Source organism: Caulobacter sp. 17J80-11 (assembly GCF_014349105.1).
Classification (GTDB): Bacteria; Pseudomonadota; Alphaproteobacteria; order Caulobacterales; family Caulobacteraceae; genus 17J80-11.
The window spans coordinates 94,599-118,303 of record NZ_JACSJI010000004.1; the positions used below are offsets into that span (position 1 = coordinate 94,599).

At 71.9% G+C, this 23,705-nt stretch carries 23 protein-coding genes and 1 pseudogene; 15 read left to right on the top strand and 9 right to left on the bottom strand.

The window, feature by feature from the left end; genetic code table 11:
• Positions 1-5: 5 nt before the first annotated feature.
• From H8B08_RS05925 to H8B08_RS05945, 5 genes are all read left to right on the top strand, one after another.
• Positions 6-341: a GFA family protein gene (locus H8B08_RS05925; protein ID WP_370545409.1), complete on the top strand. Its 336-nt coding sequence runs from the start codon at positions 6-8 to the stop codon at positions 339-341.
• 17 nt (positions 342-358) lie between these two features.
• On the top strand, positions 359-661 hold the full coding sequence (locus H8B08_RS05930; RefSeq protein WP_187449282.1) for a hypothetical protein: 303 nt from the start codon (positions 359-361) through the stop codon (positions 659-661).
• Between the two features lie 404 nt (positions 662-1,065).
• Complete coding sequence (locus H8B08_RS05935) at positions 1,066-1,608, top strand: DUF1579 family protein (RefSeq protein WP_187449283.1); 543 nt, start codon at positions 1,066-1,068, stop codon at positions 1,606-1,608.
• Between the two features lie 197 nt (positions 1,609-1,805).
• Complete coding sequence (locus H8B08_RS05940; protein WP_187449284.1) at positions 1,806-2,573, top strand: SDR family NAD(P)-dependent oxidoreductase; 768 nt, start codon at positions 1,806-1,808, stop codon at positions 2,571-2,573.
• 13 nt (positions 2,574-2,586) lie between these two features.
• Positions 2,587-3,222, top strand: coding sequence for a GNAT family N-acetyltransferase (locus tag H8B08_RS05945; RefSeq protein WP_187449285.1), 636 nt, complete (start codon positions 2,587-2,589; stop codon positions 3,220-3,222).
• 9 nt (positions 3,223-3,231) lie between these two features.
• Here the strand turns inward: H8B08_RS05945 and H8B08_RS05950 are convergent, their stop codons facing one another.
• Complete coding sequence (locus H8B08_RS05950; RefSeq protein ID WP_187449286.1) at positions 3,232-4,224, bottom strand: hypothetical protein; 993 nt, start codon at positions 4,222-4,224, stop codon at positions 3,232-3,234.
• A 173-nt stretch (positions 4,225-4,397) separates the two neighbouring features.
• Between H8B08_RS05950 and H8B08_RS05955 the strand changes: the two genes are divergently transcribed.
• The 3 genes from H8B08_RS05955 to H8B08_RS05965 are packed head-to-tail and all read left to right on the top strand — an operon-like array spanning position 4,398 to position 7,358.
• Positions 4,398-5,231, top strand: coding sequence for an alpha/beta fold hydrolase (locus H8B08_RS05955; RefSeq protein ID WP_187449287.1), 834 nt, complete (start codon positions 4,398-4,400; stop codon positions 5,229-5,231).
• 57 nt (positions 5,232-5,288) lie between these two features.
• Positions 5,289-5,585: a hypothetical protein gene (locus tag H8B08_RS05960; protein WP_187449288.1), complete on the top strand. Its 297-nt coding sequence runs from the start codon at positions 5,289-5,291 to the stop codon at positions 5,583-5,585.
• Between the two features lie 60 nt (positions 5,586-5,645).
• Positions 5,646-7,358 (top strand): DUF2334 domain-containing protein, encoded by a 1,713-nt coding sequence (locus tag H8B08_RS05965; protein ID WP_187449289.1) that lies wholly within the window; start codon positions 5,646-5,648, stop codon positions 7,356-7,358.
• 10 nt (positions 7,359-7,368) lie between these two features.
• Here the strand turns inward: H8B08_RS05965 and H8B08_RS05970 are convergent, their stop codons facing one another.
• Positions 7,369-7,569: a hypothetical protein gene (locus H8B08_RS05970; protein ID WP_187449290.1), complete on the bottom strand. Its 201-nt coding sequence runs from the start codon at positions 7,567-7,569 to the stop codon at positions 7,369-7,371.
• Positions 7,570-7,737: 168 nt separating this feature from the next.
• On the opposite strand from H8B08_RS05970, the gene H8B08_RS05975 reads away from it, so the two are divergent.
• The 4 genes and pseudogenes from H8B08_RS05975 (at position 7,738) to H8B08_RS05985 (ending at position 9,976) form a co-directional block, all read left to right on the top strand.
• Positions 7,738-8,190: a PA2169 family four-helix-bundle protein gene (locus H8B08_RS05975; protein ID WP_187449291.1), complete on the top strand. Its 453-nt coding sequence runs from the start codon at positions 7,738-7,740 to the stop codon at positions 8,188-8,190.
• Positions 8,191-8,205: 15 nt separating this feature from the next.
• Positions 8,206-8,295: pseudogene (locus H8B08_RS19095) on the top strand (hypothetical protein); the annotation flags it as partial.
• Positions 8,296-8,307: 12 nt separating this feature from the next.
• Entirely contained in the window at positions 8,308-8,793 is a 486-nt protein-coding gene (locus H8B08_RS05980; RefSeq protein WP_187449292.1) for an ATP-binding protein, read from the top strand.
• A gap of 226 nt (positions 8,794-9,019) precedes the next feature.
• The gene (locus H8B08_RS05985) at positions 9,020-9,976 is read left to right on the top strand and encodes a DUF1353 domain-containing protein (RefSeq protein WP_187449293.1); all 957 of its coding nucleotides are present in this window, start codon (positions 9,020-9,022) and stop codon (positions 9,974-9,976) included.
• Positions 9,977-10,001: 25 nt separating this feature from the next.
• Here the strand turns inward: H8B08_RS05985 and H8B08_RS05990 are convergent, their stop codons facing one another.
• From H8B08_RS05990 to H8B08_RS06010, 5 genes are all read right to left on the bottom strand, one after another.
• The gene (locus H8B08_RS05990) at positions 10,002-10,499 is read right to left on the bottom strand and encodes a response regulator (protein WP_187449294.1); all 498 of its coding nucleotides are present in this window, start codon (positions 10,497-10,499) and stop codon (positions 10,002-10,004) included.
• 321 nt (positions 10,500-10,820) lie between these two features.
• Positions 10,821-11,546: a type 1 glutamine amidotransferase domain-containing protein gene (locus H8B08_RS05995; RefSeq protein WP_187449295.1), complete on the bottom strand. Its 726-nt coding sequence runs from the start codon at positions 11,544-11,546 to the stop codon at positions 10,821-10,823.
• Between the two features lie 121 nt (positions 11,547-11,667).
• Positions 11,668-12,387 (bottom strand): hypothetical protein, encoded by a 720-nt coding sequence (locus H8B08_RS06000; protein ID WP_187449296.1) that lies wholly within the window; start codon positions 12,385-12,387, stop codon positions 11,668-11,670.
• A gap of 131 nt (positions 12,388-12,518) precedes the next feature.
• Positions 12,519-12,788, bottom strand: a complete 270-nt coding sequence (locus tag H8B08_RS06005; RefSeq protein ID WP_187449451.1) for a hypothetical protein — start codon at positions 12,786-12,788, stop codon at positions 12,519-12,521.
• A gap of 131 nt (positions 12,789-12,919) precedes the next feature.
• Positions 12,920-14,509 carry an aspartate aminotransferase family protein gene (locus H8B08_RS06010; protein ID WP_222934339.1) on the bottom strand — a complete coding sequence of 530 codons (1,590 nt, stop codon included), beginning with the start codon at positions 14,507-14,509 and terminating at the stop codon, positions 12,920-12,922.
• A 354-nt stretch (positions 14,510-14,863) separates the two neighbouring features.
• On the opposite strand from H8B08_RS06010, the gene H8B08_RS06015 reads away from it, so the two are divergent.
• Entirely contained in the window at positions 14,864-16,060 is a 1,197-nt protein-coding gene (locus tag H8B08_RS06015) for a hypothetical protein (RefSeq protein WP_187449297.1), read from the top strand.
• Positions 16,061-16,345: 285 nt separating this feature from the next.
• On the opposite strand, the gene H8B08_RS06020 is transcribed toward H8B08_RS06015, so the two are convergent.
• Positions 16,346-16,564 carry a hypothetical protein gene (locus H8B08_RS06020; RefSeq protein ID WP_187449298.1) on the bottom strand — a complete coding sequence of 73 codons (219 nt, stop codon included), beginning with the start codon at positions 16,562-16,564 and terminating at the stop codon, positions 16,346-16,348.
• Positions 16,565-16,901: 337 nt separating this feature from the next.
• Between H8B08_RS06020 and H8B08_RS06025 the strand changes: the two genes are divergently transcribed.
• Both H8B08_RS06025 and H8B08_RS06030 read left to right on the top strand, forming a co-directional pair.
• A complete protein-coding gene (locus H8B08_RS06025) occupies positions 16,902-20,234 on the top strand; it encodes an amidohydrolase family protein (RefSeq protein ID WP_187449299.1) in 3,333 nt (1,110 codons plus the stop codon).
• 240 nt (positions 20,235-20,474) lie between these two features.
• On the top strand, positions 20,475-22,109 hold the full coding sequence (locus H8B08_RS06030) for a sensor histidine kinase (RefSeq protein ID WP_187449300.1): 1,635 nt from the start codon (positions 20,475-20,477) through the stop codon (positions 22,107-22,109).
• On the opposite strand, the gene H8B08_RS06035 is transcribed toward H8B08_RS06030, so the two are convergent.
• A complete protein-coding gene (locus tag H8B08_RS06035; protein WP_187449301.1) occupies positions 22,106-23,665 on the bottom strand; it encodes a glycosyltransferase family 4 protein in 1,560 nt (519 codons plus the stop codon). The genes H8B08_RS06030 and H8B08_RS06035 overlap by 4 nt on opposite strands.
• Positions 23,666-23,705 lie beyond the last annotated feature (40 nt).

Sequence of the window (23,705 nt, forward strand, 5' to 3'; positions counted from 1 at the left end):
AGCCCGTGCGCATCTCCGTCTGCCATTGCCTGGCGTGTCAGCAGCGCACCGGCGGCCCTTTCTCCGCCCAGGCGCGCTGGCCGGACGCGCAGGTGACGCTGGACGGCGAGTGGAAGACCTTCGAGGCGGCCGGCGACAGCGGGGCCCGGGCGACCTTCCGGTTCTGCCCGGTCTGCGGTTCGACCGTGGCCTTCGCCGGCGAGGGGATGCCCGGCATGACGGCCGTCCCGGTCGGCGCCTTCGCGGACCCGTCGTTCCCGGCGCCGACGGTGTCCGTCTACGAGACGCGCCGGCATCCGTGGACGGCGGTCCTGGGGGACGACGTCGAGCGCTGGGACTGAGCGGGGGCGGCCGCCGAATGAATGAAGCAGGCGACGCAGCTCAGATCGAGGCCCACCTGCGCGTGGTCTGGGAGACGCTCCTGCGAGAGCGTCAGCGCAATCTCGCGCGGTGTGTCGAGGGCGTGCTGGCCGAGATTATCGACAATGCTCGGGACGCATCAGGTCGTGTCGAGGCGGCGGCGCGGGCCTGGCGAGCCTTGTTCGTGAACCCGCGCGGGCTGACCGATTTCGGCATCTGGCGTGAGGATGGAGCGGAACGCATTCGGCTCAACACTGAATTCGACCGGCATCTGAACGCCTTGCACAATCTGTTGCGCTAAAAGGCCCGCCTGATGAGCGCCAAGGCGAAGGCCGGCAAGCAGGCGGGCGCGTTCCGCTAATCCCTTCTCCCGGCGGGAGAAGGACGGAGCCCGCGCACCGGAGCGCGGCACGCGCGCAGGTCAGCGCGGGAGGATGAGGGGTTACGGACGGGGGCGGCCTTGGAGCCAGTTCTGCATGCTCCCGTGTCCCTCACCCTCCCACGCCGCTGCGCGGCGCGGGCCCCTCCCTCTCCCGACCGGGAGAGGGGACGTCTCCCCTAAACGAGGGAGGCGGCCGGCTTGGGCGGGCGCTAGCTGGCGGACAGGCCGGTCGCTGCGGCGACGGCTTTCGTCGCAAGCGCGCTGGCGCGGCGCGGGCCGGCCGGGGAGCGTCGCGCTCGCTGAACCTGGAGGGGGTACTGACGATGTTGCGCGTGTTCTGCCTGTCGAGCGTGCTGGCGCTGACCGCCGCCGGGGCCGCCCTGGCCGCCGATCCCAAGCCCGAGCTGGAGCCGCTGGCGCTGGAAGCCGGCGTCTGGGACGCCCAGATCACCTTCCCGAGCGGCAAGGACGACGTGCCGCCGACCCTGGCCAAGGGCGTGCAGGTCAACCGGCTGCGCTCGGACGGCATGTGGATGCTGAACGAGTTCCACGTCGAGGGCACGCCTTACGAGGGCACCGGCACGTGGGGCTGGGACGCCGCCACCAAGCGCTACATCGGCGTCTGGGTCGACAACAACGCCCACCGCATGCGCCAGGACGTCGGCTACTGGGACGCCAAGACCAAGACCATGCACTGGCGCAACGACATGGTCGGCCCCGACGGCACCGTGCTGCCGATGCGCATGACCGAGGTGTTCATGGGCGACAAGCGCACCTTCGAGATCGCCCAGGTCGGCCCGCGCACCGGCAAGGAAGTGGTGCTGGTGCGCATGGAGTTCACCCGCCGGCCCGAAGCCAAGCAGTAGAGGCGCTTCCTTCTCCCGGCGGGAGAAGGACTGCCCGCGCGGGAGGAGGAGGGGTTACGGACGGACGCGGCCTTGGCGCCAGGTCCTGCACGCTCCCGTGACCCTCACCCTCCCACGCGGCTGACGCCGCGCGGGCCCCTCCCTCTCCCGACCGGGAGAGGGGTGGCTAATCGCGCGAACCGCCCTACGGTCGGACCATGACCCTCGCTCACCCGCTTCCGTCCTATCGGCTCGACGGCAAGAAGGCCCTGATCACCGGCGCGGGGCGCGGCATCGGCGCGGCCGCGGCCGCCGTCTTCGCCCAGGCCGGGGCGGCGGTGAGCCTTTGCGCGCGCACCTCAGCCGAGGTCGAGGCCCTGGCCCAGGATATCCGCGACGCCGGCTTCCAGGCCGACGCCTTCACGCTCGACGTCACCGACATCGCCGCCGTGCGCCGCGAGATCGAGGCGCGCGGGCCGTTCGACATCCTGCTCAACAACGCCGGCGCCAACCGCATCCGCCCGATCACCGAGGTGACCGAGGAGGACTTCGACGCGGTGCTGGACCTGAACCTGAAGGCCGCCCTGTTCGTGGCCCAAGCGGTGGCCAAGGGCCTGCTGGCGGCCGGCAAGCCCGGCTCGATCATCAACGTCTCCTCGCAGATGGGCCACGTCGGCGGCCCTGGCCGTTCGCTCTACAGCGCCTCGAAGTTCGCGCTGGAGGGCCTGACCAAGTGCATGGCCATCGACCTGGCCCCGCATGGCGTCCGGGTGAACACCATCTGCCCGACCTTCATCGAGACCGCCCTGACCCGCCCGATCCTGGACACGCCCGGCACCCGCGAGCACGTGCTCAGCCGCATCAAGTTCGGCCGGCTGGGCCAGATGGACGAGCTGAGCGGGCCGCTGCTGCTGCTGGCGTCCGACGCCTCCAGCCTGATGACCGGCAGCGCGGTCATGGTCGACGGCGGCTGGACGGCCGGCTAGGCCGGTTCGGGCCATGAGCGTCGATCCCGATCTCGTCGCCGCCTGGGTGAAGGGCTGGGCCCTGGCGCGCGGCACGCCCGCGCCGGTCGCCGAGGCCGACGGCTGGCGGGTGGACGTCGGCTGGCCGGACCAGCAGGCGCGCTACGTCTTCGCGGGCCTGTCGGAGCGTCTGGCGGGCCTGGCTGCGGAGATCGACCGGCCCTTCGTGCTGCTGAAGGCCTGCGCGGCGCCCGAGGCGGTGGCCGCGGTGCTGCCGCCGGGCTGGTCGGTGCGGCCGCCTGGCTTCTTCATGAGCTGCGACGGTCCGCAGACCGGAGCGGGCGTCGCGCCCGACGGCTATGCGCTGGAGCAGGCGCAGGAGGGGCCGGTCGCGGTGGTTCGCCTGCGCGCGCCGGACGGGACGGAAGCCGCTATCGGCCGGATGGTCGTGGCCGACGGACGGGCGATCTACGACCGCATCGTCACGCAGCAGGCCCACCGGCGGCGCGGCTGCGGGCGGGCGGTGATGGCGGCGCTGCGGGCCGAGGCGGACGCGCGCGGCGCGGCCCAGGGCGTGCTGGTCGCCACCGCCGAGGGCCGGTGGCTGTACGAGGCGCTCGGCTGGCGCCTGCACACGCCGTACAGCACAGCGGAAGTCGTGGCGGCCTAGGCGCGGGTCTCAGTGCCGGGCCGGCCCCAGGCACACCTGGTAAAGCCAGAACAGTTCGCCGGTCTCGCCCGGCTTGTCCGCCACCGCCTGCAGGCTCAGCGTGTCGGCCGGCTCAGTCAGGTGGAGCTTCAGGGGGTAACGGTCCTGGGCGACGGTGTCCGTCTGGCGCTCGGCCTGGATCTGGTCGCCCCGGCCGATCGACACCTTCAGCTTCGCCGGCGCGCCTTCGCCCGCCACGTCCGCGGCCACCCAGTAGTCGCCCGGCGCCAGCGCCAGCCCGGACTGGGTCAGGCGCGCGCCCGGCGAGGCGCCGGAAAAGGCGACGATCTTGTTCCCGTTGAACTCGACCAGCCGCGCGGTCCCGCCGGTCAGCGACCAGCCGGGGATCTGGGCCGGGGGCAGAGGGCCGGGCGCGCCGGCCCTCGAAAAATCTCCGTCGGCGAGCAGGTTCTTGTCGCAGGCCGCGCTCAGCGCGACCGGGTCGCCGTAGGCCGCCTCGAAGGCGGCGTCGGCGGCGACTTCGGCCGCGTGGGCCGCCTCGACGCCGTCCACCGCCAGGCCTTCGTAGGGATGGTCGCCGCAGACGAGGTCGTAGGCGGCGCCGTCGACCGTGTGCGGGATGATCGGCTCGAAGCCGGCCCGGCCCTTTTCCTGAACGGGCGGGGCGCCGGACCGGAAGCGCTCGGTCCCGATCGGACGGGCGCGGCCGTTGCGGCAGTCGTAGCGGACGGTCGCGACCGCCCGTTGGCCGGCGCGCTCGCCGCGTCCGAACGTCAGGACGTGCGCGGTCTTCAACGGGCGCTTGTCGGCCTGCGCCTTTTCGACGTCGCCGATCAGGATCCAGGCGTCCACGCCCCGCTGCGGCCCGGGGACCGGCTCGTAGAGGCGCACCAGGCCCCAGCGCGCCGTGTCGTAGGGCGTCGGGGCCTGCGCCCACGCGGCCGGACCGAGGGCCAGCATGGCGGCGAGCAGGGCGGCGGCACGGAGCGGCTGTCGGGACATGGGCGGCTTCGAAGGGCGGTTGCGATCAGCGCCAGCTTACACGCCGCGCCCGGCGCTTTCGTCTGCAATGTTGCATAGGCCGGCGGCCTGAGAGCCGCCTCCGGAATCCCCGCAAGGATCGAAGCGCCTGCGCCGCCGGTTCGCCCCGAGCCGGAATTTCCAGGAGCAGGACCATGAGCACGGGCTTCGCCACCGCCAAGGACGGCGCGCAGATCTATTACAACGACATGGGGCAGGGACAGCCGATCGTCTTCCACCACGGCTGGCCGCTGAGTGGCGACGACTGGGACGCCCAGATGATGTTCTTCCTGAACCAGGGCTTCAGGGTGATCGCCCACGACCGGCGCGGCCACGGCCGCTCGACCCAGACCTTCGACGGTAACGAGATGGACACCTACGCCGCCGACGTCGCGGCGGTGGTCGACCACCTGGGGATCAAGGGCGCCTATCACGTCGGCCACTCGACCGGCGGCGGCGAGGCGACCCGCTATGTCGCCAGGCACGGCGGCGGGGGCAGGGCGGCCAAGCTGGTGCTGATCGGCGCGGTGCCGCCCGTGATGGTCAAGTCCGACAAGAACCCCGGCGGCACCCCGATCGAGGCGTTCGACGGCTACCGCTCGGCGCTGGCGGCCAACCGCGCCCAGCTCTACGTCGATATCCCGGCCGGGCCGTTCTACGGCTTCAACCGCCCCGGCGCGAAGCCGATCCAGGGCGTGATCGACAACTGGTGGCGCCAGGGGATGATGGGCGGGCTGAAGGCCCACTACGACTGCATCAAGGCCTTCTCCGAGACCGACTTCACCGACGACCTGAAGTCGATCGACCAGCCGGCCCTGGTCATGCACGGCACCGACGACCAGATCGTGCCCTACGCCGACGCCGGGCCGCTGTCGGCCAAGCTGCTGAAGAACGGCACGCTGAAGAGCTACGACGGCTTCCCGCACGGCATGGCCACCACGCACGCCGACGTCATCAACGCGGACCTGCTGGCCTTCTTCAAGAGCTGAGACTTCAGAAGCGGAACGGGGGGAACGCTCCGCGCCGTCCCCCGTTTCGCGGGCATGATGAACCTGGAAGAACGTCAGGCCTACGAGGCCGACCTGCAGGCCGTGCTGGACTATCTCGACCATCCCCCGGCGCCCGGCTCCGGCGAGGACCGGGACTTCGCCGAACGGATGGCGCGGGTCCAGGAGCTGGAGAGCCAGTACACCGCCGAGCCGGAGGCGCCGCCGCCGGCCATGGCCGACCAGGTCCGAAAGCGGCTGGACGCGCTCAGGGCCGCGAGCGAGCCGCCCGAGCGCCACGGCCTGACCGAGGGCCACGGCCTGGGCCCGACGCTGGGCATGGACGTGTCGCACTAGCCCGCTTGAGCTGATTTGCCGCGCCAACGGCGCCGGTGGACCTGCGGTAGAACGCCGGTCATGCAACCGCGTCGTTCGATCGTGGCGCTCCTGGCGCGCCTGCTGGTGGCGCTCGGCCTCGGGCTGGCCGGGCTGGCGCCGGCCCAGGCACAGGCGCCGGCCCCCGTCCGAGGGGCGGCCAAGCCGTTCCTGGTGGTCTACGACGACGGCGGCGCCCGGCCCGAGCTCGGCGAGGTCTACGGCGTGTTCACCGCCAACCTGCTGGGCCGCTATGGCCCGGCCGAGATACGCCCGCTGAGCGGCTACCGGGCCGGCGAGCTGCAGAACTATCGCGCCCTGGCCTATGTGGGGTCGGAGTACGACGCGGAGCCGTCGCCGACCTTCCTGGCCGACGTCGCCGCCAGCGAGCATCCGGTGCTGTGGCTGCAGCACGGGATCCACCAGCTGGCCGCCGCCACCCCCGGCTTCGCCCAGCGGTTCGGCTGGCGTCCCGGGGCCTACGACACCCGGGCGCGCACGCAGGTCGCCTATCGCGGCCGCGACTTCACCCGCCGGGCGGAGTCCGCCGCCGGCCTGCCCGGCGTCGAGGTTACTGACCCGGCCAAGGCCGAGGTGCTGGCCACCGCCGAGGGGGAAGCCGCCGCGCCCGTCCCCTGGGCCGTGCGCTCCGGCGACTTCGTCTACGTGGCCGAGACGCCCTACGCCTACCTGTCCGAGGACGATCGCTACGTCGCCTTCGCCGCCCTGGTGCAGCGCTGGGCCGATCCGGGCGGGCCCGAGCGCCACCGGGCGCTGGTGCGCATCGAGGACGTCGGCCCCGAGGCCGATCCCGACCGCCTGCGCCGCATCGCCGACCTGCTGTTCGCCGAGGGCGTGCCGTTCCAGGTGGCGGTCTACGACACCTACCGCGACCCCATGGGCAGGTTCTCCGGCGGGCGGCCGACGAGCTTCACTTTGAAGGACCGGCCGCTGGTGGTGCAGGCCTTGCGCTACATGGTGGCCAGCGGCGGGACCCTGGTCATGCACGGCCACACCCACCAGACCGACGTGCGGCCCAACCCGTTCGGCGAGGTCAGCGGCGGCGACTACGAGTTCTACGGCGCGACCGCCGACGCCGGCGGGCGCATGACGCTGGACGGGCCGCTGCCGGACGACGACGAGAGCGCCTGGCAGGCGCGGCTGGACGAGGGGCTGGAGGTCTGGCGCCGGGCGGGCCTGGCCCGGCCGCGCATCTTCACCACCCCGCACTATGCGGCTTCGCCGGCGGCCTATGCCGCGATCGGGTCGCGCTTGCCGGTGCAGTACGAGCAGGTGAACTACTTCCCCGGCGAGCGGGCCGGGCGGCCGGACCTGCGCCGGCCGTTCCACCAGTTCGTGCCCTATCCGGTGCGTGACATCCGCGGCGCGGTGGTCGTGCCGGAGAACCTGGGCCGGCCGGCCCCCGACCAGGCCGCCGCCGGCGGGCGCACGGTCGAGGCGGTGATCGGCTCGGCCGAGCGCAACCTGGCGGTCCGCGACGGCTTCGCCAGCTTCTACCACCACTGGTATCGCGACCCGGCGGAGCTGATGGCGACCGTGCGGGGCGTCCGCGCGCTGGGCTACGAGTTCGTTCCGGCCGAGGACGCGGTCGCCGACCTCGGCCCGCTGCCGGCCGCGCCGGCGCCGGAAGAGGCGGGCGAGGGGATGTCGCTGACGGGCTTCCTGGCGGCGCTGGCGGGGCTGTTCGTCGGCGCGATCGGCCTGGGCGTGTTCGCGGCGCGGCGGCGGCGCTAGCGCCCGGGGCTCAGACCTTGCGCCGCCGCAGCCGCTTCTCCACCTCGCGATACAGCTTGGCGCGGCGGCTGCCGCGGGCCGTGTGCTCCTCGACCTTGAGCACCGCCTCGGCGAGCGCGGCGCGGCCGTGGCGGACGATCAGATAGCCGACGATCTGGTCGACCTCGGCGTCGAACAGCTTCCGCTTGCGCGTACGTAAGAACCCAAACACGCGACGCCCCCCGACGCCCACTCTACGGTCAAGCTATGTGTTTGGCGGAAAAAGGCAAATTCGATTCCCTCGCGACGGTCCCGTCGCCTCCCGTGCGAGGCGACTCCAAGGGGAACGGTGGTTGCGTCCGCGTGTTCACCACCGCGCCACCACCACAGGAGCGTTCCCATGCAGGCCAGCGAACACCACGCCGTGAAAGTGCTGAACGGGCTGATCGAGACGACCCTCGACAGCGCCGAGGGTTACAAGGAGGCGGCCGAGCACACCAAGAATCCCGAGTACAAGCGCATGTTCGCCGAGCGCGCCCAGCGCCGCCGCGAGCTGATGCGCAAGCTGCAGGACGAGGTGCGCAGCTTCGGGGCCAAGCCCGAGGACGACCAGTCGATGATCGGCAAGCTGCACAACAAGTTCGTGGGCTTGCGCGAGAAGCTGGCCGGCGGCAGCGACAAGGCGGTGATCGACGAGGTCGAGCGCGGCGAAGACGTCATGAAGGCCAAGTACCGCCACGCCGCCGACGACAACGACCTGCCCCAGCGCGTGCGCCAGATGCTCACCGCCTGCGCCGCCGAGGTGAAGGCCGAGCACGACGAGATCAGCAAGATCAAGCATTCGCTGCACTGAGGCGGCGGGGCCGAAATCCTCGTCCTTCGACAAGCTCAGGATGCGGATTTCTAGTGCGCTGTCAGTGGCCCTCATCCTGAGCTTGTCGAAGGACGAGGGCGGCTCCGCGCGCGCCTGATGCGCCCCCGCGCCATCTTCCTGATCGGCCTGCCGGGCTCCGGCAAGACCACCTGGGTCGAGCGCTATCGCCCTGCGCCCGATCAGCCGTTCGCGGTGATCAGCACCGACCGGCTGATCGAGCGCGAGGCGGCGCGGCTGGGGATCGCCTACGACGAAGCCTACCGGCAGCTGCCCTCGAAGAAGCTGGCCGCCGAGGCGCGGCGGCTGACCCGTCAGGCGGTCGAGCGCGGCTGGGACGTGGTGATCGACCGCACCAACCTGCGCGCCCCGACCCGCGCGACGTTCCTGCGCCTGTTTCCGCCCGCCTACGTCCGCGCGGCGATCGTGTTCGCCGTCCCCTGGGCCGAGCTCGAGCGCCGGCTGACCGCCCGCGCCGAGGCCGGCGGCCACCGGGTGGGCCCGCGCGCCCTGGCCGAGATGGCCGCGATCTACGACCCGCCCGGGGAGGGGGAGTTCGACCTGGTGACTTTCCACCAGGGATGAGTGGCGTGACTTCTCCCGTGGTCGTCACCCTCGGGCTTGTCCCGAGGGCCCAGTCGTCCGTCGCACCACGCTCGGTCCGTTCGCAGCCGCGCGCCGTACGATCCGATCCCCAAGGTTCGTGCGCGCCGAACCCTGGGCCCTCGGGACAAGCCCGAGGGTGACGAAGCTCGGGAAGCGGGAACTTACCTCCCGGCCCGCGCCGTTACCGCCGCGGCGGAGGTGTCCGATGACGGCGCGTGCCAGCGTGACGCTGTATCTGGTGTTGGCGTTGGTCGGGTTCGTCGCCGTCACCGGCGTCGACTGGCCGGATTACTGGACCGCCCAGGTCGGGCGCGCCGCCCTGAGCCCGCGCGAGCACTTCGGCTACGCCGTCTTCACCACCGCCTTCTTCGCGGCGCTGGCGACCATCGGCTGCCGCTGGATGGTGGCCGGCTGGATCGGCTCGCGGATCATCCTGGGCCACTGGCTGGCGCGGTTGCGGCTGCGGCCCAGAGCGGCCACGGCGGCGGGCGTCCTGCTGGTCGCAGGCCTGGCGGCGGTCGCGCCTCGCGCCGGTCAGGCCCGATCGCTGTCTCCGGCGCAGTCGTTGCTGGCGACGCCGCCGGACGAGGGCGGTCCGCACCACCAGCTGACCCTGACCCTGCTGCCCGACGCGGGCGCCGAAGGCCGGCGGCTGCTGGTCGTCGCGCGGCCCTGGTACTACTGCTACGCGCCGACCGCCGAGGTGTTCCGGGTGCCGCCGGGCTACGTCACCGACCTGGCCTCGGTGCCGGCGGCGGTGCAGCCGCTGGTGCCTACCTTCGGCAGCTACGCCGAGGCCTCGGTGCTGCACGACTGGCTGTACGCCGTGCGCTTCGCCGGCGGCCGCAAGCAGGCCGACCACGTCATGCTGTTCGCCATGCGCGACTTCCGCAACGAGAGCGCGCGCACCAACTCTTACCAGGCCTGGCTGATCTACAAGGCGGTGCGGCTGTTCGGCTGGCGGGCCTACTACTTCGGCGGCGATCGCGAGTGGACCAGCCGCTGGGCCGGGGCGGGGCCGGAGCCGACGCGGCTGGCGCTGGCCTGGCGCGGCAAGTCGCCCAGCCGCTGCGCCCGCTTCAAGGAAGAGCTCGACCGCGACATCTACGAGGCGCAGTTCGTCAAGCGGCTGGCCGCCCTGCACGCGGCGGAGGCGGGGTAGTTGGAAGGACTGAGCGCGGCGTGCGCTACACCATCACCGCATCGCTCGCCCGGCGCCGCGGCGCGCCCTCGGGCGCCTCACGGGCCCGCCGGCGGCACGGGCCGAAATAGCCGTTCGCGCGCACGAACGGGCGCGGGCGCATGACCATGGCCTCGATCCGGGACAGGAAGGCCTTGGGCGTGAACGGCTTGACCACGAACTCGGTGACGCCGGCGTCGCGCGCCTCGCGCACCCAGGTCAGCTCGGCGTGGCCGGTCATCATCAGGATCGGCAGGTAGGGATCGGGACTGTGCCGGTCGGCCCGGATCAGCCGGGTGAAGCCCAGGCCGTCCAGCGGCTTCATGTTGAGGTCCACGATCACCAGGTCGGCGCGCTGGGCGCGCAGCTGGGTCATGGCGTCCCAGCCGTCGACCGCCTGGCGGACCTTGGTGATCCCCGCCGACATCAGCAGGGTGACGACGATCTTGCGCATGTTGGCGCTGTCGTCGGCGACGATGACGTCCAGCGTCTGAAGGCTCGGCATGAAGTCTTCCTCCCCCAAGGAAGCGGCCGCGCGCCGGGGCGACCGTCAGAGGGCGGAACATAGACCACGGGTATTAAGGCTGAGCTGACGGAAAGGGTGAATCGGGAGAGGGCAAACGGTTGAACCGTCGACGCTTTTCCTTCTCCCCTTGCGGGAGAAGGTGGCCGGCGGAGCCGGCCGGATGAGGGGTGCCGGCGCCTCGATGTCAGGAACGGGCGCCAAGTGAACGCGCGCCGGACGGTTCGGGCGTCGCGCCGACACCCCTCATCCGGCGCGCGCTGCGCGCCACCTTCTCCCGCAAGGGGAGAAGGGACGTTTTTGCTACACCCGCCGTTCGTCCCCGCGCTCCGGCCGGCTGGCGCGCTCGGCCTGGCGCAGGCGGGTGATCAGGGCCTGGGCGGCGGGCGCGGAGGAGGCGGGGTTCTGGCCGGTGACCAGGTCGCCGTCGACCTCCACGTGCGGGGCCCAGTCGGGGCCTTCGACGAACTTCGCGCCGCGCGCCTTGAGCCGGTCCTCCAGCAGGAAGGGCACCACCGACTCCAGGTGCACGGCCCGCTCCTCGGAATTGGTGAAGGCGGTGACCTTCTTCCCCTTGATCAGGTACTCGCCGTCCGGCCGGCGCACGTCCGCCAGGGCGACGGGGCCGTGGCAGACCGCCGCCACCGGCTTGCCCTCGGCCACGAAGCCTTCGGCCAGCGCGATGGAGTGGCGGTCCTCGGCCAGGTCCCACATCGGCCCGTGCCCGCCCGGATAGAACAGGGCGTCGAACCCGTCGGGCGCGACCTCGGTCAGCCGCTTGGTCGAGCCCAGCTGCGCCATGGCTTCCTTGTCGGCGCGGAAGCGCCTGGTCATCTCGGTCTGGTTCTCAGGCTCGTCGCTCTTGGGATCCAGCGGCGGCTGGCCGCCGGCCGGGGTGGCCAGGGTCACCCGGGCGCCGGCGTCCTTGAAGGCGTAGTAGGGCGCGGCCAGTTCCTCGAGCCAGAAGCCGGTTTTCTTGCCGGTGTCGCCCAGCCGGTCGTGCGAGGTGAGGATGAGGAGGACGTGCATGCGCGGTCTCCCTGAGCGCTCTGGGAGAGAACGCGGCCCCCGGGCGATGGGTCCGTGGCGTGAAGCGCGTCGATCCGCGGCTTAAGGCCCGCCCCGCTTTCGCGTGGAGCGGTTCAGGCGGTCAGCGATAAAGCCCGCCGACCGTGTGCACGCGCCCGCCGGCGGCCTCGAACTCCTCGACGCTCAGTTCGCCGACCACGCGGCTTTCCCCGTCGCAGCGGACGCAGGCGAACACCGAGGCGCCGGCGGCCGGACGGGCGCGGCGCAGGCTGACGCCGCCCGCCCGCCCATCGGCCGGGCGTTCGCGCCGGCGCTGCACGCGCAGGTCGGGGCGGCCGTACTCCGCGGCCAGACGCCGGGCGAAGCGCAGGTCGCCGCCGGCCTGCCAGGCGATCTGCTCCTCCGGCTCCGGCTCCGCCAGCACCAGCTCGTCGGCCTCGCGGCTGGCGGCGCAGGCCAGGCCGTCGGCCTCCGGCTCGGCCTGATCGGCGAAGGCGAAGCCGGGAAAGTCGGCGGCGCAGCGCCCGCAGTGCAGACGCATCACCGTGCCCTCGACCCGCCGCAGCGGCGGGATCGGCGCGTCGATCGGGAAGGGGGCGCACATGAACAGCAGTTCGTCGCGCAGGGCCTCGAACTCGGCGTCCGGGCGGTCCAGCGCCACCCGGTCCAGCCCGCCGGTCCCGCCGTACCAGGACCGGATCGCCGCCGCCGCCGCCAGGGCGTCGCGCGAAAGCTCGCCACGGCGCTGGTCCAGCGCCTCGGCCCAGCCGCCATGGCCGCTCCGGCGAAGGAGGGCGGCCATGCGCAGCAGCACCGCCCGCATCCGCTTCACGTCGGTCATGACGCGCACCTCGGTGAAGGCCGGGCCCCAACGCCCGGCGGCTTGGGGACAACGACGCGCGCCGACGGGCGTTCCGGGCCGGGGCGGGACCTGAGGCGCCCCTAGGGGCGGGCGGCCCCGCGCGCCGGGCCTCAGGTCGAGAGCCAGTCGCCGTGGGGCAGGTGGTCGCGCAGCTCGGCCAGGCGTTCCTGCAGCTCGGCGCGCGCGTCGGCCAGGGCCTCGCGGATGGTGTCGCGCACGTCGTCCAGTCGTTCCCCCAGGTCGAGCTGAGGCGGCGCGGGCAGGTCGGGAAGCTCGGGCAGGCCGGGGACGTCCGGAAGCTCAGGCAGTGCGGGCAGGTCCGGAAGCTGCGGGAGGCCGTCGATGTGGAGGGTGAAGAGGCCGTCGAGTTCGAACTCCATGGCGGGATGCTCCTAAGCCGTGAACAGGCCGCCCGCCGGACGGCGCGCGACCCGCCACGACCCGCCGCGGCGCCCGCAGGTTCTGGCCCCGCTGCCTGACGAAGGCGTGAGGGGCGGGGCCGTTAGGGGGCTCAGGCCCCGGCGCGCTCGGCGCGCCAGGCGGAGATGATCGCCTCGGCGGAGACGTCGATGTCGCGCTCGCTCGTCGCCGCGTTGATCACCGAGACGCGCAGGATGCGCTTGCCGGCCCAGGCCGCGCCGCCGACGTAGCAGACGCCCTCGCGCTGGATGCGGGCGATGGTCCGGTCGGTCAGGGCGTCGGCCCGCGCGTCGTCCAGATCTGAGCCCAGGCGGACCGCCACCTGGTTCAGCACCACGTCGTTCAGGATTGCGATGTCGGGTTCGGCCCCGAGGCGCTCGGCCATGCGCCGCGCCTGGGCGCAGTTGCGGCTGACCAGGTCGGCGACGCCCTTGCGGCCCAGGCTCCGGATCATCGCCCAGGTGGCGAAGCCGCGCGCGCGGCGCGACAGCTCCGGCACGAAGTCGGCGGGATTGGCCTCGCCCGCCGGCAGGTAGCTGGCGACGATGCTCATGGCCCGGCGATGGGCGGCCCGGTCGCGCACGATCACGTAGCCGCAGTCGTAGGGCGTCTGCAGCCACTTGTGGCCGTCGGTGGCCCAGGAGTCGGCCAGCTCCACGCCGCGGGCCAGGGGCGCGCGGTCGGGCGCCGCGCGCGCCCATAGGCCGAAGGCGCCGTCCACGTGCAGCCAGGCGCCCTTGGCGCGGGCGGCCTCGGCGATCTCGGGGAAGGGGTCGAAGGCGCCGCTGTTGATCTGGCCGGCCTGGGCCACGGCGATGACCGGGCCGTCCAGGTTGCTCAGCGCCTGGGCGAAGGCCTCGGGGCGCATGCGGCCCTGCGCGTCCACCGCCACGCGCACCACGCGCTGGTCGCCCAGGCCCAGATAGCGCAGGGCCGAGAACACGGTGGAGTGCGCCTCCTCGCCCAGCACCACGTGGATGGGCGGCGCGCCGAACAGGCCGTTCGCCTCCACGTCCCAGCCGGCGCGGCGCAGCACCTCGCTGCGCGCTGCGGCGAGCGCGGTGAAGTTGGCCAGGGTGGCGCCGGTGACGAACCCCACGCTGGCCTCGCGCGGCAGGTCCAGCAGGTCCAGCAGCCAGCCCGCCGCGACATGCTCCGCCGCCGAGGCCGCCGGCGTCGCCGCGGTCATGCCGACGTTCTGGCCCCAGGCGCTGGTCAGCCAGTCGGCCGCGACCCCGACCGGCGCGCTGCCGCCGATGACGAAGCCGAAGAACCGGGGACCTGTGATGTTGGCCAGGCCCGGCTCGGCCAGGGCCGCGAGTTCGGCGATGACGGCGGGCGCGGGCGCGCCGTCTTCCGGCGTCGGCGCCTCGAACGCGGCGCGGGACTGCGGATAGTCGCGCAGCGGCGCGTGCGGCCGCTCCGCCGCGCCGGCGCGGAACGCCGCCGCGCGGGCGGCGACGTCGGCCAGCAGCGCTTCGAGCGGGTCGCGCGGGGGCGGCGGCTTGCGACCGGACCTCCGGGAGATCGAGCCCAACCCGAACGCGGCGACGGCGCCTGCCGCCACGTAGCCGACCGTGTCCCAGGCGAGGGGGAAGGGCGGGTTCCAGCCGAACCGGAGCGCGCTCCACAGGCCCAGCGCCCCCAGCAGGACGACGACGCAGACGACGACGAACCGCACCAGTTGGTCCCCCCGAAGCTTTCAGGCGGCACCATGGGGTGGCGGCGGCGTCGTGGCAACTTGCGGGGGAGGGGCGCCTTTTGGCGCTCCGAAGAAGTCGTGCGTGTCCATGCTTTCCGCGGGGTGTCCGGGAGCTCACGGACACTCTGTGGGAATGGACGGAACGGCGGTGAATAGAAGGCGGGACGGGTGGCTCGGTTCGCGCGAGTGACGTTGTGACGACAGCTTTGGATTGATATGTGTCGGCCGCACTGAAGCTTGGCCGTTGGGCGCGGTCGCGCCCCGATCTTCTATCGGGTCGCGGTAATGGGGGGATTTATGAGGGCTCTACTACTCGGCGTCGCCGGGGCGGCGTTGGTCGCTGCGGGCACGGCTCAGGCCGCAGACGGGTACTCCGCTCGCGGCCGGCAGGCTGACGAAGCGATCAAGGCCGGGCGCTTCTTCGAGGCGACAACCTATCTGGAGCCCGAGATCTTCAATTTGGGGGATCGCGATCATAACGCCGCGCTACGCCGCTTCCAGAAGAGCAAGACCTTCGCCGCCGGCTTGGTAACCGAAGCGGCGACTTGGCAGGGGACGTCCGTGAGCGCCTTCGAGAAGGCGGCTGACACGCTCGAGAAGCTGACGCCCGGCGCGCTCTCGCCGACCCAGAAGGGCGAGGCCCTGGCCGCCCTGGCGGCGACTTACGGCCGGCTGACCGAGACTGGCGCCCTCAAGCCGACCGTTCGCACGAGCGAGGCCCTGCTGAAGCTGCTCGACCAGGAGACCGTGAACAAGGCGATCATGGCCAACACGGTCGCCGAGTTGAAGGCCAGCAACGCTGTGACCCTGGAGGCCTGGAATCGCGCCGAGGCGTTCGCGCGCGATCGGCAAGGCTCCGATGCTCTGAAGTCCATGCTCTACGGGGCCATGCCGCAGTTCCGCATGACCCGCGCGGTCCTGAGCGGCCCCTTCACGCGGCAGTACCCGCAACTCGCCCCGAGCGCGTTGGATTCGATCACCACCGACGTCTTCTTCGACGGTGAGATCGGCGACGGCCTGCTCGCGCTCGACCTGAAGAGCGCCCTGGCGGCCAATGAGAACATCCACCTTGTGGACGCTCCGGGCGAGGCGGAGGTCATCGTCAAGGTCAAGCAGATCGCGTTCGAGATCACGCCCCGCCCCGAGACCCAGCAGGTCGTGACCTTTTCCCGGGGGCAGGTCGACTTCTGGCAGGGCGCGCTGCTGATGCCGGACTACTCGAGCTATCAGTATGACCTGCGCCAGGGCGGCACCGACTACGAGTACGCCTTCGAGGTGTCGTACCAGCGTTCAAAGTCGGGTCCGTTCAAGACGATCATCCGCGACCAGGGCGCCGCCACCTGGAACCAGTGCAGCCCGGGGCGGGTGGTCAACGCCTTCGGTGGCGCGCAGCCCGCCAACTGGATGGCGAACGCGGCGATGAAGTCTCAGTGCACCGCGGCCGGCGTGCCTGTCGACAAGGGGGCCATGCGGCGGCAGATCGGCGCCAAGCTCGCCGACGCCATCGCCGGTTCGGAAATGCACGAATAGTCGTCGGTCGCGGTGGTTCGCGCGTCGCGTCTCCTGGGGCGCAGAACCCGGCTTAACCCCATGGCGGCATTGAAGCTCTCGGGACCAGGCGGCTCAAGGACGCGCCGAAGGCGCGCCGCGGCGCGGCCGGCCCGCCGGGCCGGTCCTTGACCCGCCCGGTCCCGAGAGCAGGCTCGCCTGCATGGGTTTTAGGCGCGGGGTGTCCTGACGGACGGGGGAGAAGGGCTTCGCCGTGGCGCCTCCAGCGTTCGGCGAACGAAGCTACACGATTGGCGTTCAGGGTGATTAGAGGTCGTACGCGTTTAGGTCGACCCGCAGTCCGCGAAGGACTTCTGCCGCTGCCGGCTTGCTGCTGCCCTCCGCTGCTTTGATGCTGCCGTCCAATAAAGCCGACAACTCGCCGTCTTCGAATTTTCCGGAGACGTAGAGGTACTTGAGGAGGTTTCGCGTGAGGAGGAAGTTGGCTTGGGCGACCGCAGTCGCGTCGTCAAACTCGTTTGTCATAGAGCACTCCTCAAGGCTTGTTCGCCGACAATAGGCGCAGTAGCGGCAGTCGCGCCGGTGTCCAAGTCCTCCACCGAGCAGTCCCCGAAGCTCCCCACCCAGGTGCCCGACTCGCGCTTGCCTAGCAATGTTAAGTGTTGCCCCTCGCGGGGGCCGGCCGAGATCGCCCCCGACCAGTTTGCGACGAAACCGGCCGCCTGACCCCCACCGTTACAACTCCGTAACGTGCCGCTAGCAGCCTTCGCTGCTAGCCCTTGTCCCCGAAACAACGCACGCGCGCCCGCGGCTCTGCCGTTAAGGTGGCGGCAAAACGATTCAGAGTCGGGGACGGAAGATCATGAAACGCGTGTCTCTCGCCGTGCTGGCCGCGGCGGCGTTCGGTGCGGCGGCTTCGCTGGCGCACGCCCAGGCGGCGGCTCCGGCCCCGGCCGTCGAGGCCAAGGCTGACGCCAAGAAGTCGGACGAAAAGCCCAAGTGGGACGTCAACAACCCGCCCGGGCCGCACCACGACGTGACCATCGACACCACCACCGGCACCTGGCTGTCGCTGGACGTCAGCCCGGACGGCAAGGAGGTCGCCTTCGACCTGCTGGGCGACCTCTACGTCATGCCGATCGGGGGCGGGGAGGCGAAGGCGCTGACCTCGGGCGTCGCCTGGGACATGCAGCCGCGCTATTCGCCGAACGGCAAGTGGATCGCCTTCACCTCCGACCGCGGCGGCGGCGACAACATCTGGATCATGGACCGCGACGGCTCGAACGTGCGGCAGGTCACCAAGGAGACCTTCCGCCTGCTGAACCAGGCCGACTGGTCGCCGGACAGCGAATACATCGTCGCGCGCAAGCACTTCACCTCGGCCCGTTCGCTGGGCGCCGGCGAGATGTGGCTGTACCACCGCTCCGGCGGCGACGGCCTGCAGCTGACCAAGAAGCGCACCGAGCAGAAGGACACCAACGAGCCGGCCTTCTCGCCGGACGGCCGCTACGTCTACTTCTCCGACGACGCCACGCCGGGCGGGCAGTTCGAGTACTCCAAGGACCCGAACAGCCAGATCTACGTGATCCGCCGCCTGGACCGCGAGACCGGCGACGTCGAGCCGTTCGTCACCGGCCCGGGCGGCTCGATCCGCCCGACCCCGTCGCCGGACGGCAAGTCCTTGGCCTTCATCCGCCGCGTTCGCTACAAGTCCGTGCTGTACGTCATGGACCTGGAGAGCGGGCGCGAGACGCCGGTCTATGACGGCCTGGACCGCGACATGCAGGAGACCTGGGCGGTCCACGGCGTGTACCCGGGCATGTCCTGGACCCCGGACAACAAGTCGATCGTGTTCTGGGCCGGCGGCAAGATCAAACGCATCGACGTCGGCTCCAAGAAGGTCGCCGACATTCCCTTCCACGTGAAGTCGACCCGCCAGGTCGAGGAGGCCGTGCGCGCCAAGGTCGAGGTCGCGCCGGACACCTTCGACGTGAAGATGCTGCGCTGGACCGCCCCGTCGCCGGACGGCTCCAAGGTGGTCTACGAGGCGCTGGGCAAGCTGTGGATCAAGGACCTGAAGGGCGGCGGCGAACCGAAGCGCCTGACCAGCCAGAAGGACCACTTCGAGCTGTATCCGTCCTGGTCGCGCGACGGGAAGTCGATCGTCTACACCACCTGGTCGGACACCGATTACGGCACGGTGCGCGTGGTTTCGGCCGCGGGCGGCGCGGGCCGCGTGGTCACCGAGAAGCCCGGCCACTACATCGAGCCCAGCTTCTCGCCGGACGGCAAGACCATCGCCTACCGCACCTCGGCCGACGGCTATCTGCGCCCGGCCGTGTGGGGCCGCCAGGACGGCATCTGGACGGTGCCGGCCGCGGGCGGCAAGCCGACCCTGGTCACCAAGGACGGCGTGCTGCCCCAGTGGGGCGCGCGCAACGACCGGCTGTTCTTCATGACCTACGAGCCGGAGCAGAAGCGCGCCCTGCGTTCGATCGAGGTCGACGGCTCGGACGCCCACACCTGGCTGATGACCACCGCCGCCACCGAGTTCGCCGTGGCCCCGGACGAGAAGTACGTGGCCTGGACCGAGCGCTACAACGCGTTCGTGGCTCCGTTCCCGGCCACCGGCAAGACGGTCGACATCGGCCCGGACAACAAGTCCATGCCCGTCACCCGCGTGTCGAAGGACGCCGGCGACTGGCTGCACTGGTCGGGCGACGGCAAGGCGCTGTCCTGGTCGACGGGGCCTGAGTTCTTCACCCGCGAGCTGAAGGACGCCTTCGCCTTCGTCGACGGCGCGCCCAAGGACCTGCCGGGCGTCCAGGACAAGGGCGTCAACATCGGCTTCAAGGCGACCTATGCGAAGCCGCAGGGCAAGTACGCCCTGGTCGGCGCCCGCATCATCACCATGAAGGGCGACGAGGTCATCGAGAACGGCGTCATCGTCGTCGACGGCAACCGCATCGAGAGCATCGGTTCGCTGGCCGCCACGACCCTGCCGGCCGGGATGAAGACCATCGACGTCTCGGGCAAGACCATCATCCCGGGCCTGATCGACGCCCACTGGCACGGCGCGATGGGCTCGGACGAGATCATCCCGCAGCAGAGCTGGGTGAACTACGCCGCGCTCGCCTTCGGCGTGACCACGCTGCACGACCCGTCCAACGACACCTCCGAGATCTTCGCGGCCTCGGAACTGTCCAAGGCGGGCGAGATCGTCGCGCCGCGCATCTTCTCGACCGGCACCATCCTGTACGGCGCGACCGCGGCCTACACGGCCAAGATCGACAGCCTGGACGACGCCCTGTCCAACCTGCGCCGCCTGAAGGCGGTCGGGGCGTTCAGCGTGAAGAGCTACAACCAGCCCCGCCGCGAGCAGCGCCAGCAGATCATCGAGGCCGCGCGCGAGCTGGACATGAGCGTGGTGCCGGAAGGCGGCTCGCTGTTCGAGCACAACATGACCATGGTCGTGGACGGCCACACCACGCTGGAGCACTCGCTGCCGGTCGCCAAGATCTACGACGACGTGAAGCAGCTGTGGAGCAAGGCCGGCGGCACCGCCTACACGCCGACCCTGATCGTCGCCTACGGCGGCAACTCCGGCGAGAACTACTGGTACCAGGAGACCGACGTCTGGGCCGACCCGATCCTGTCCAAGTACGTGCCCCGGCGCATCCTGGACGACCGTTCGCGCCGGCACGTCGAGGCCCCGCTGGACGAGATGAACCACATCGACATCGCCAAGGCCGCCAAGGAGCTGAACGACCTGGGCGTGTCGGTGCAGATGGGCGCCCACGGCCAGCGTGAGGGCCTGGGCGCGCACTGGGAGCTGTGGATGATGGCCCAGGGCGGCATGAGCCCCATGCAGGTCCTGCGCGTCGGCACCATCAACGGCGCCCGGGCGCTGGGCATGGACAAGGACATCGGCTCGCTGGAGCCGGGCAAGCTGGCCGACCTGGTGGTGCTGGACGCCAACCCGCTGGACGACATCCGGAACACCCACACGATCCGCTACACGATCGCCAACGGCCGGGTGTTCGACACCGAGATGAACGAGATGGGCAAGCCGGCGCACAAGCCCTTCTGGTTCACCCAGGACGGCGGCGAGGCGTGGAACCGCTCCAACGCCAACACCGAGGCCTCCACCGGGGCCCACGGCGAGGCCCACGGCCACGACGGTCACGTGGACTGACGACGGACGGCTCAGCCGGACGCGACGGGGAAGGGGGCCTGCGGGCCCCCTTTTTCTTTTGCTCCGTCGTCCCGGCCGGAGCGCGAAGCGCTTGCTGGGGCCGGCTCTCCGCTACGCTTCGCTGCGCTGACGCCGGGTTAGAAAATAACGTGAAAACCGCAGCTTAGGCGTCCCTCCCGCCACGCCGCGGGAACCTAATCAGCAGCCGGCGATTTCGAATTCGAGCCCAGCGGCGCAAGCATGAGCCGGCCCACCGAACCCGCCCCGTTCGAACCTTCGCCCCGCCCCGCCACGCGCGAGGCGGAACGGCGGATCGACGAGGGCGCCGGGCGCGAGGAGCTGGCCCGGCGGCTGCGCCAGCAGGCGGTGGTGTCCGACTTCGGCGGGCTGGCGCTGGAAGCGCGCGACCTGGACGCCTTGCTGCAGCAGGCCTGCGCCCTGTGCGCCGAGGGCCTGGGCGCGCGGTTCGCCAAGGTGCTGGAATGGCGACCGGCCGAGAAGCGCTTCCTGGTCCGCGCCGGGGTGGGCTGGAGACCCGGGGTGGTCGGCTCCGCCACGCTGGGGGCGGACCTCGAGAGCCCGGCCGGCTTCGCCTTCCATACCGGCAAGCCGGTGATCTCCAACCACCTGAGCGAGGAGACCCGGTTCCGCACCCCCGAACTGCTGCGCGAGCACGGGGTGAAGCGGGCGATCAACGTGCTGATCCGGGTCGGCGAGACTTCGCCCTACGGCGTGCTGGAGGCCGACAGCCCCGACCCGGGCGCGTTCGAGGAGGCCGACGTCGCCTTCCTGCAGGGACTCGCCAACCTGCTGGGCGGCGCGCTCGAGCGGGCGCGGGTGGAGGCGGAGCTTGCCGAGACCCAGGAGCGCCTGCACGCGGCGCTGGACGCCGCCGAGATGGGGGCGCTGGACTTCGACCCGCGCAGCGGCGAGCTGCACCTGGACGAGCGCTGCATGCGCCTGCTGGGCCTGCCGCCCGACGCCGAGATGAGCTTCGAGCGCCTGCTTCAGCGCGTCGGCCCCGACGACCAGGCGGCGATCCGGAAGGCGGTGGCCCAGTGCCTGGACCCGAACGGGACCGGCGAGTTCTACGTCGAGATCCAGGTGCCTTCGCCGCAGGACCGGGACGTTCACTACATCGCCGCGCGCGGACGCGTGCTGATCCGGCCACGAAGGGCCGCGCGGGTGGTCGGCATCGCCTTCGACGTCACCTACCGCCGGCGGGCCGAGGACCTGATGCGCGAGGCGCTCGAGCACAAGGACATGCTGGTGCGCGAGGTCAGCCACCGGGTGAAGAACAGCCTGCAGCTGGTGGCCGGCGTGCTGGCCCTGCAGGCGCGCGGGGCCCAGCACGAGGAGGTGCGCCAGGCCCTGACCGTGGCCCAGACCCGGTTGCAGACCATCGGCCAGATCCACGACCAGCTGTGGCGCCAGCCCGACGTGCAGGAGGTGGAGCTGGCGGCCTTCCTGCGCTCGCTGTGCGAGAAGCTGCAGGAGAGCGCGCCCGGCCACGTCCTGTCCTTCTCGGGGCCGCCGATCAGCATGACCACCGACCGCGCCGTGCCGGTCGCCCTGCTGGTCAACGAGCTGGTCACCAACGCCGTCAAGTACGCCTATCCGAACGGCGGCCCGGTGGAGGTGCTGCTGTCGGCCGACGGCGAGCGGCTGACCCTGGAGGTCGCCGACCGGGGCGTGGGGCTGCCGCCGGACCTGGACCTCAGCGAGCCGCGCGAGAGCCTGGGCATGCGGGTGGTCTCCGGCCTGGTCCGCCAGCTGGGGGCCGAGTTCGAGGCGCGCGACAATGCGCCCGGCGCGAGGTTCGTGCTGAAGTTCGATCGCGTCGAGCCTGCAGGCGAAGCAATCGCGGGCGTCTAGGCGAGCGGCCGCACCGCCGCGCCCGAGAAGCGCAGCCGGCCGCGGCGGTAGCCGCTGGCGGCGATGCGGAACTCCAGCGGCTCGTCGCCGTGGTCGTGGCGGAAGCGCAGGCTGCGTTCGGCCGCCCCCACCGGCGGGCGGCCGGCGAAGCGCCGCTCGGCCAGCAGGCGGGGGCCGGCCAGCACGTCGAAGGTGAGCTCGCCGCAGCCGTCCTCGACGTCCTCCCAGGCCAGGTCGAACAGCACCTCCCACGCGCCCGAGGGCAGGCGCTGGTAGGGGCCGTACACCAGAAAGCCGGCCGCCTCGGCCAGGTCGCGCCGGGCCGGCCCCGGCGCGGCGTGCGCGCCGCCGCGGGCGAACTGGAAGCGTTCGGCCGGAAACCAGCGCGCCTTCAGGCCGGTCGCCAGCGTCGCCGCCGGGCCGTCGGCGGCCAGCGTCCCCGCCGCCTTCAGCGCGCCGTCCAGCCGCTCGATCACCGCGTCGCGCGTGCGGGCGACCAGCGGCGCCAGCGGTTCGATGCGCCCGGCCGAGACCGCCTCCACCAGCGGCCGCCAGGGCCGCTCGATCGCACAGGTCGGCAGGTGGTCTTCCAGGAACCGGCCCAGCGCCCGGGCCTCTTCGGCCGGGTCGGCCGGCGGCGCGGCCAGGGCCAGGCGGTAGACCGTCTCCAGCGCACGGATCTGTCCGGCAAGGCCGGCCTCGGCCCGCAGGCGCGCGCTCACCTGGGCGGCGTCGGCGGGGTCGTAGGCGGCGATCGCCCGGGCGAAGCCGTCGGCGTCGGGCGGCCAGGCCAGGGCGGCGCGGCCGAAGTTCTGCGCCCGCCATCGCGGCAGGACGCGGGTGGTCAGCAGGCCCGCCAGGCCGCGCTGGTCGCCCACCACCACGGCGCAGCCGACGAAGGCGGCCTCCAGCGCGCTGCGGGCGGCGGCGAACACCAGGTCGTAGCCGGCCAGCCGCTCGCCCAGCTTTTCTGAGATGTCGCCGACCCCGGGGCCCAGCTCGTCCAGCGGCACCCCGGTGCGCCGGCAGGCGGCGCGCACGGCGCCCAGGTGTGCGGCGTTCTTGGCCACGGCCAGGGCGCGGGTGGGGCGTGCGGCCAGGCGCGCGCGGGCCGGATGGAGCGCCTCGTCCACCGCGTTGGGCATGAGCTGGACCGTCCCGGCCGGCACGCCGTCGGCGACCAGCCGGTCGCGGCACAGCTCGTCCACCGCCAGCCAGGCGCGCACCCGCGGATGGCGCGGGGCGGCGTCGAACGGGGCGGTCGCGTCGTGGCAGGTGTAGACCGCCGGCACGCCGGGCAGGGCGGCCAGGGCGGTCAGGGTCATGACGTTGTGGTGGCCGTGGATGACGTCGGGCCGCCAGGGCAGGTGCTCCAGCCGCTCGACCACCACGTGGCCGCGGTCGCGCATGGCCTCGGCCTGCGTCCCGGCCTTCGACACCCAGACCGCGGCTCGGTGACCGGCCCGGCGCAGGCCGTCGGCCAGCTGCTCGGTCACCACCTCGGTGCCGGAACGCTCGGCGAGCAGCAGGTTGGTGACCAGGACGTCCAGCGGCACGCTCCCTCGACCTTCAGGGAACGTACGGTGCAGCTTCGAA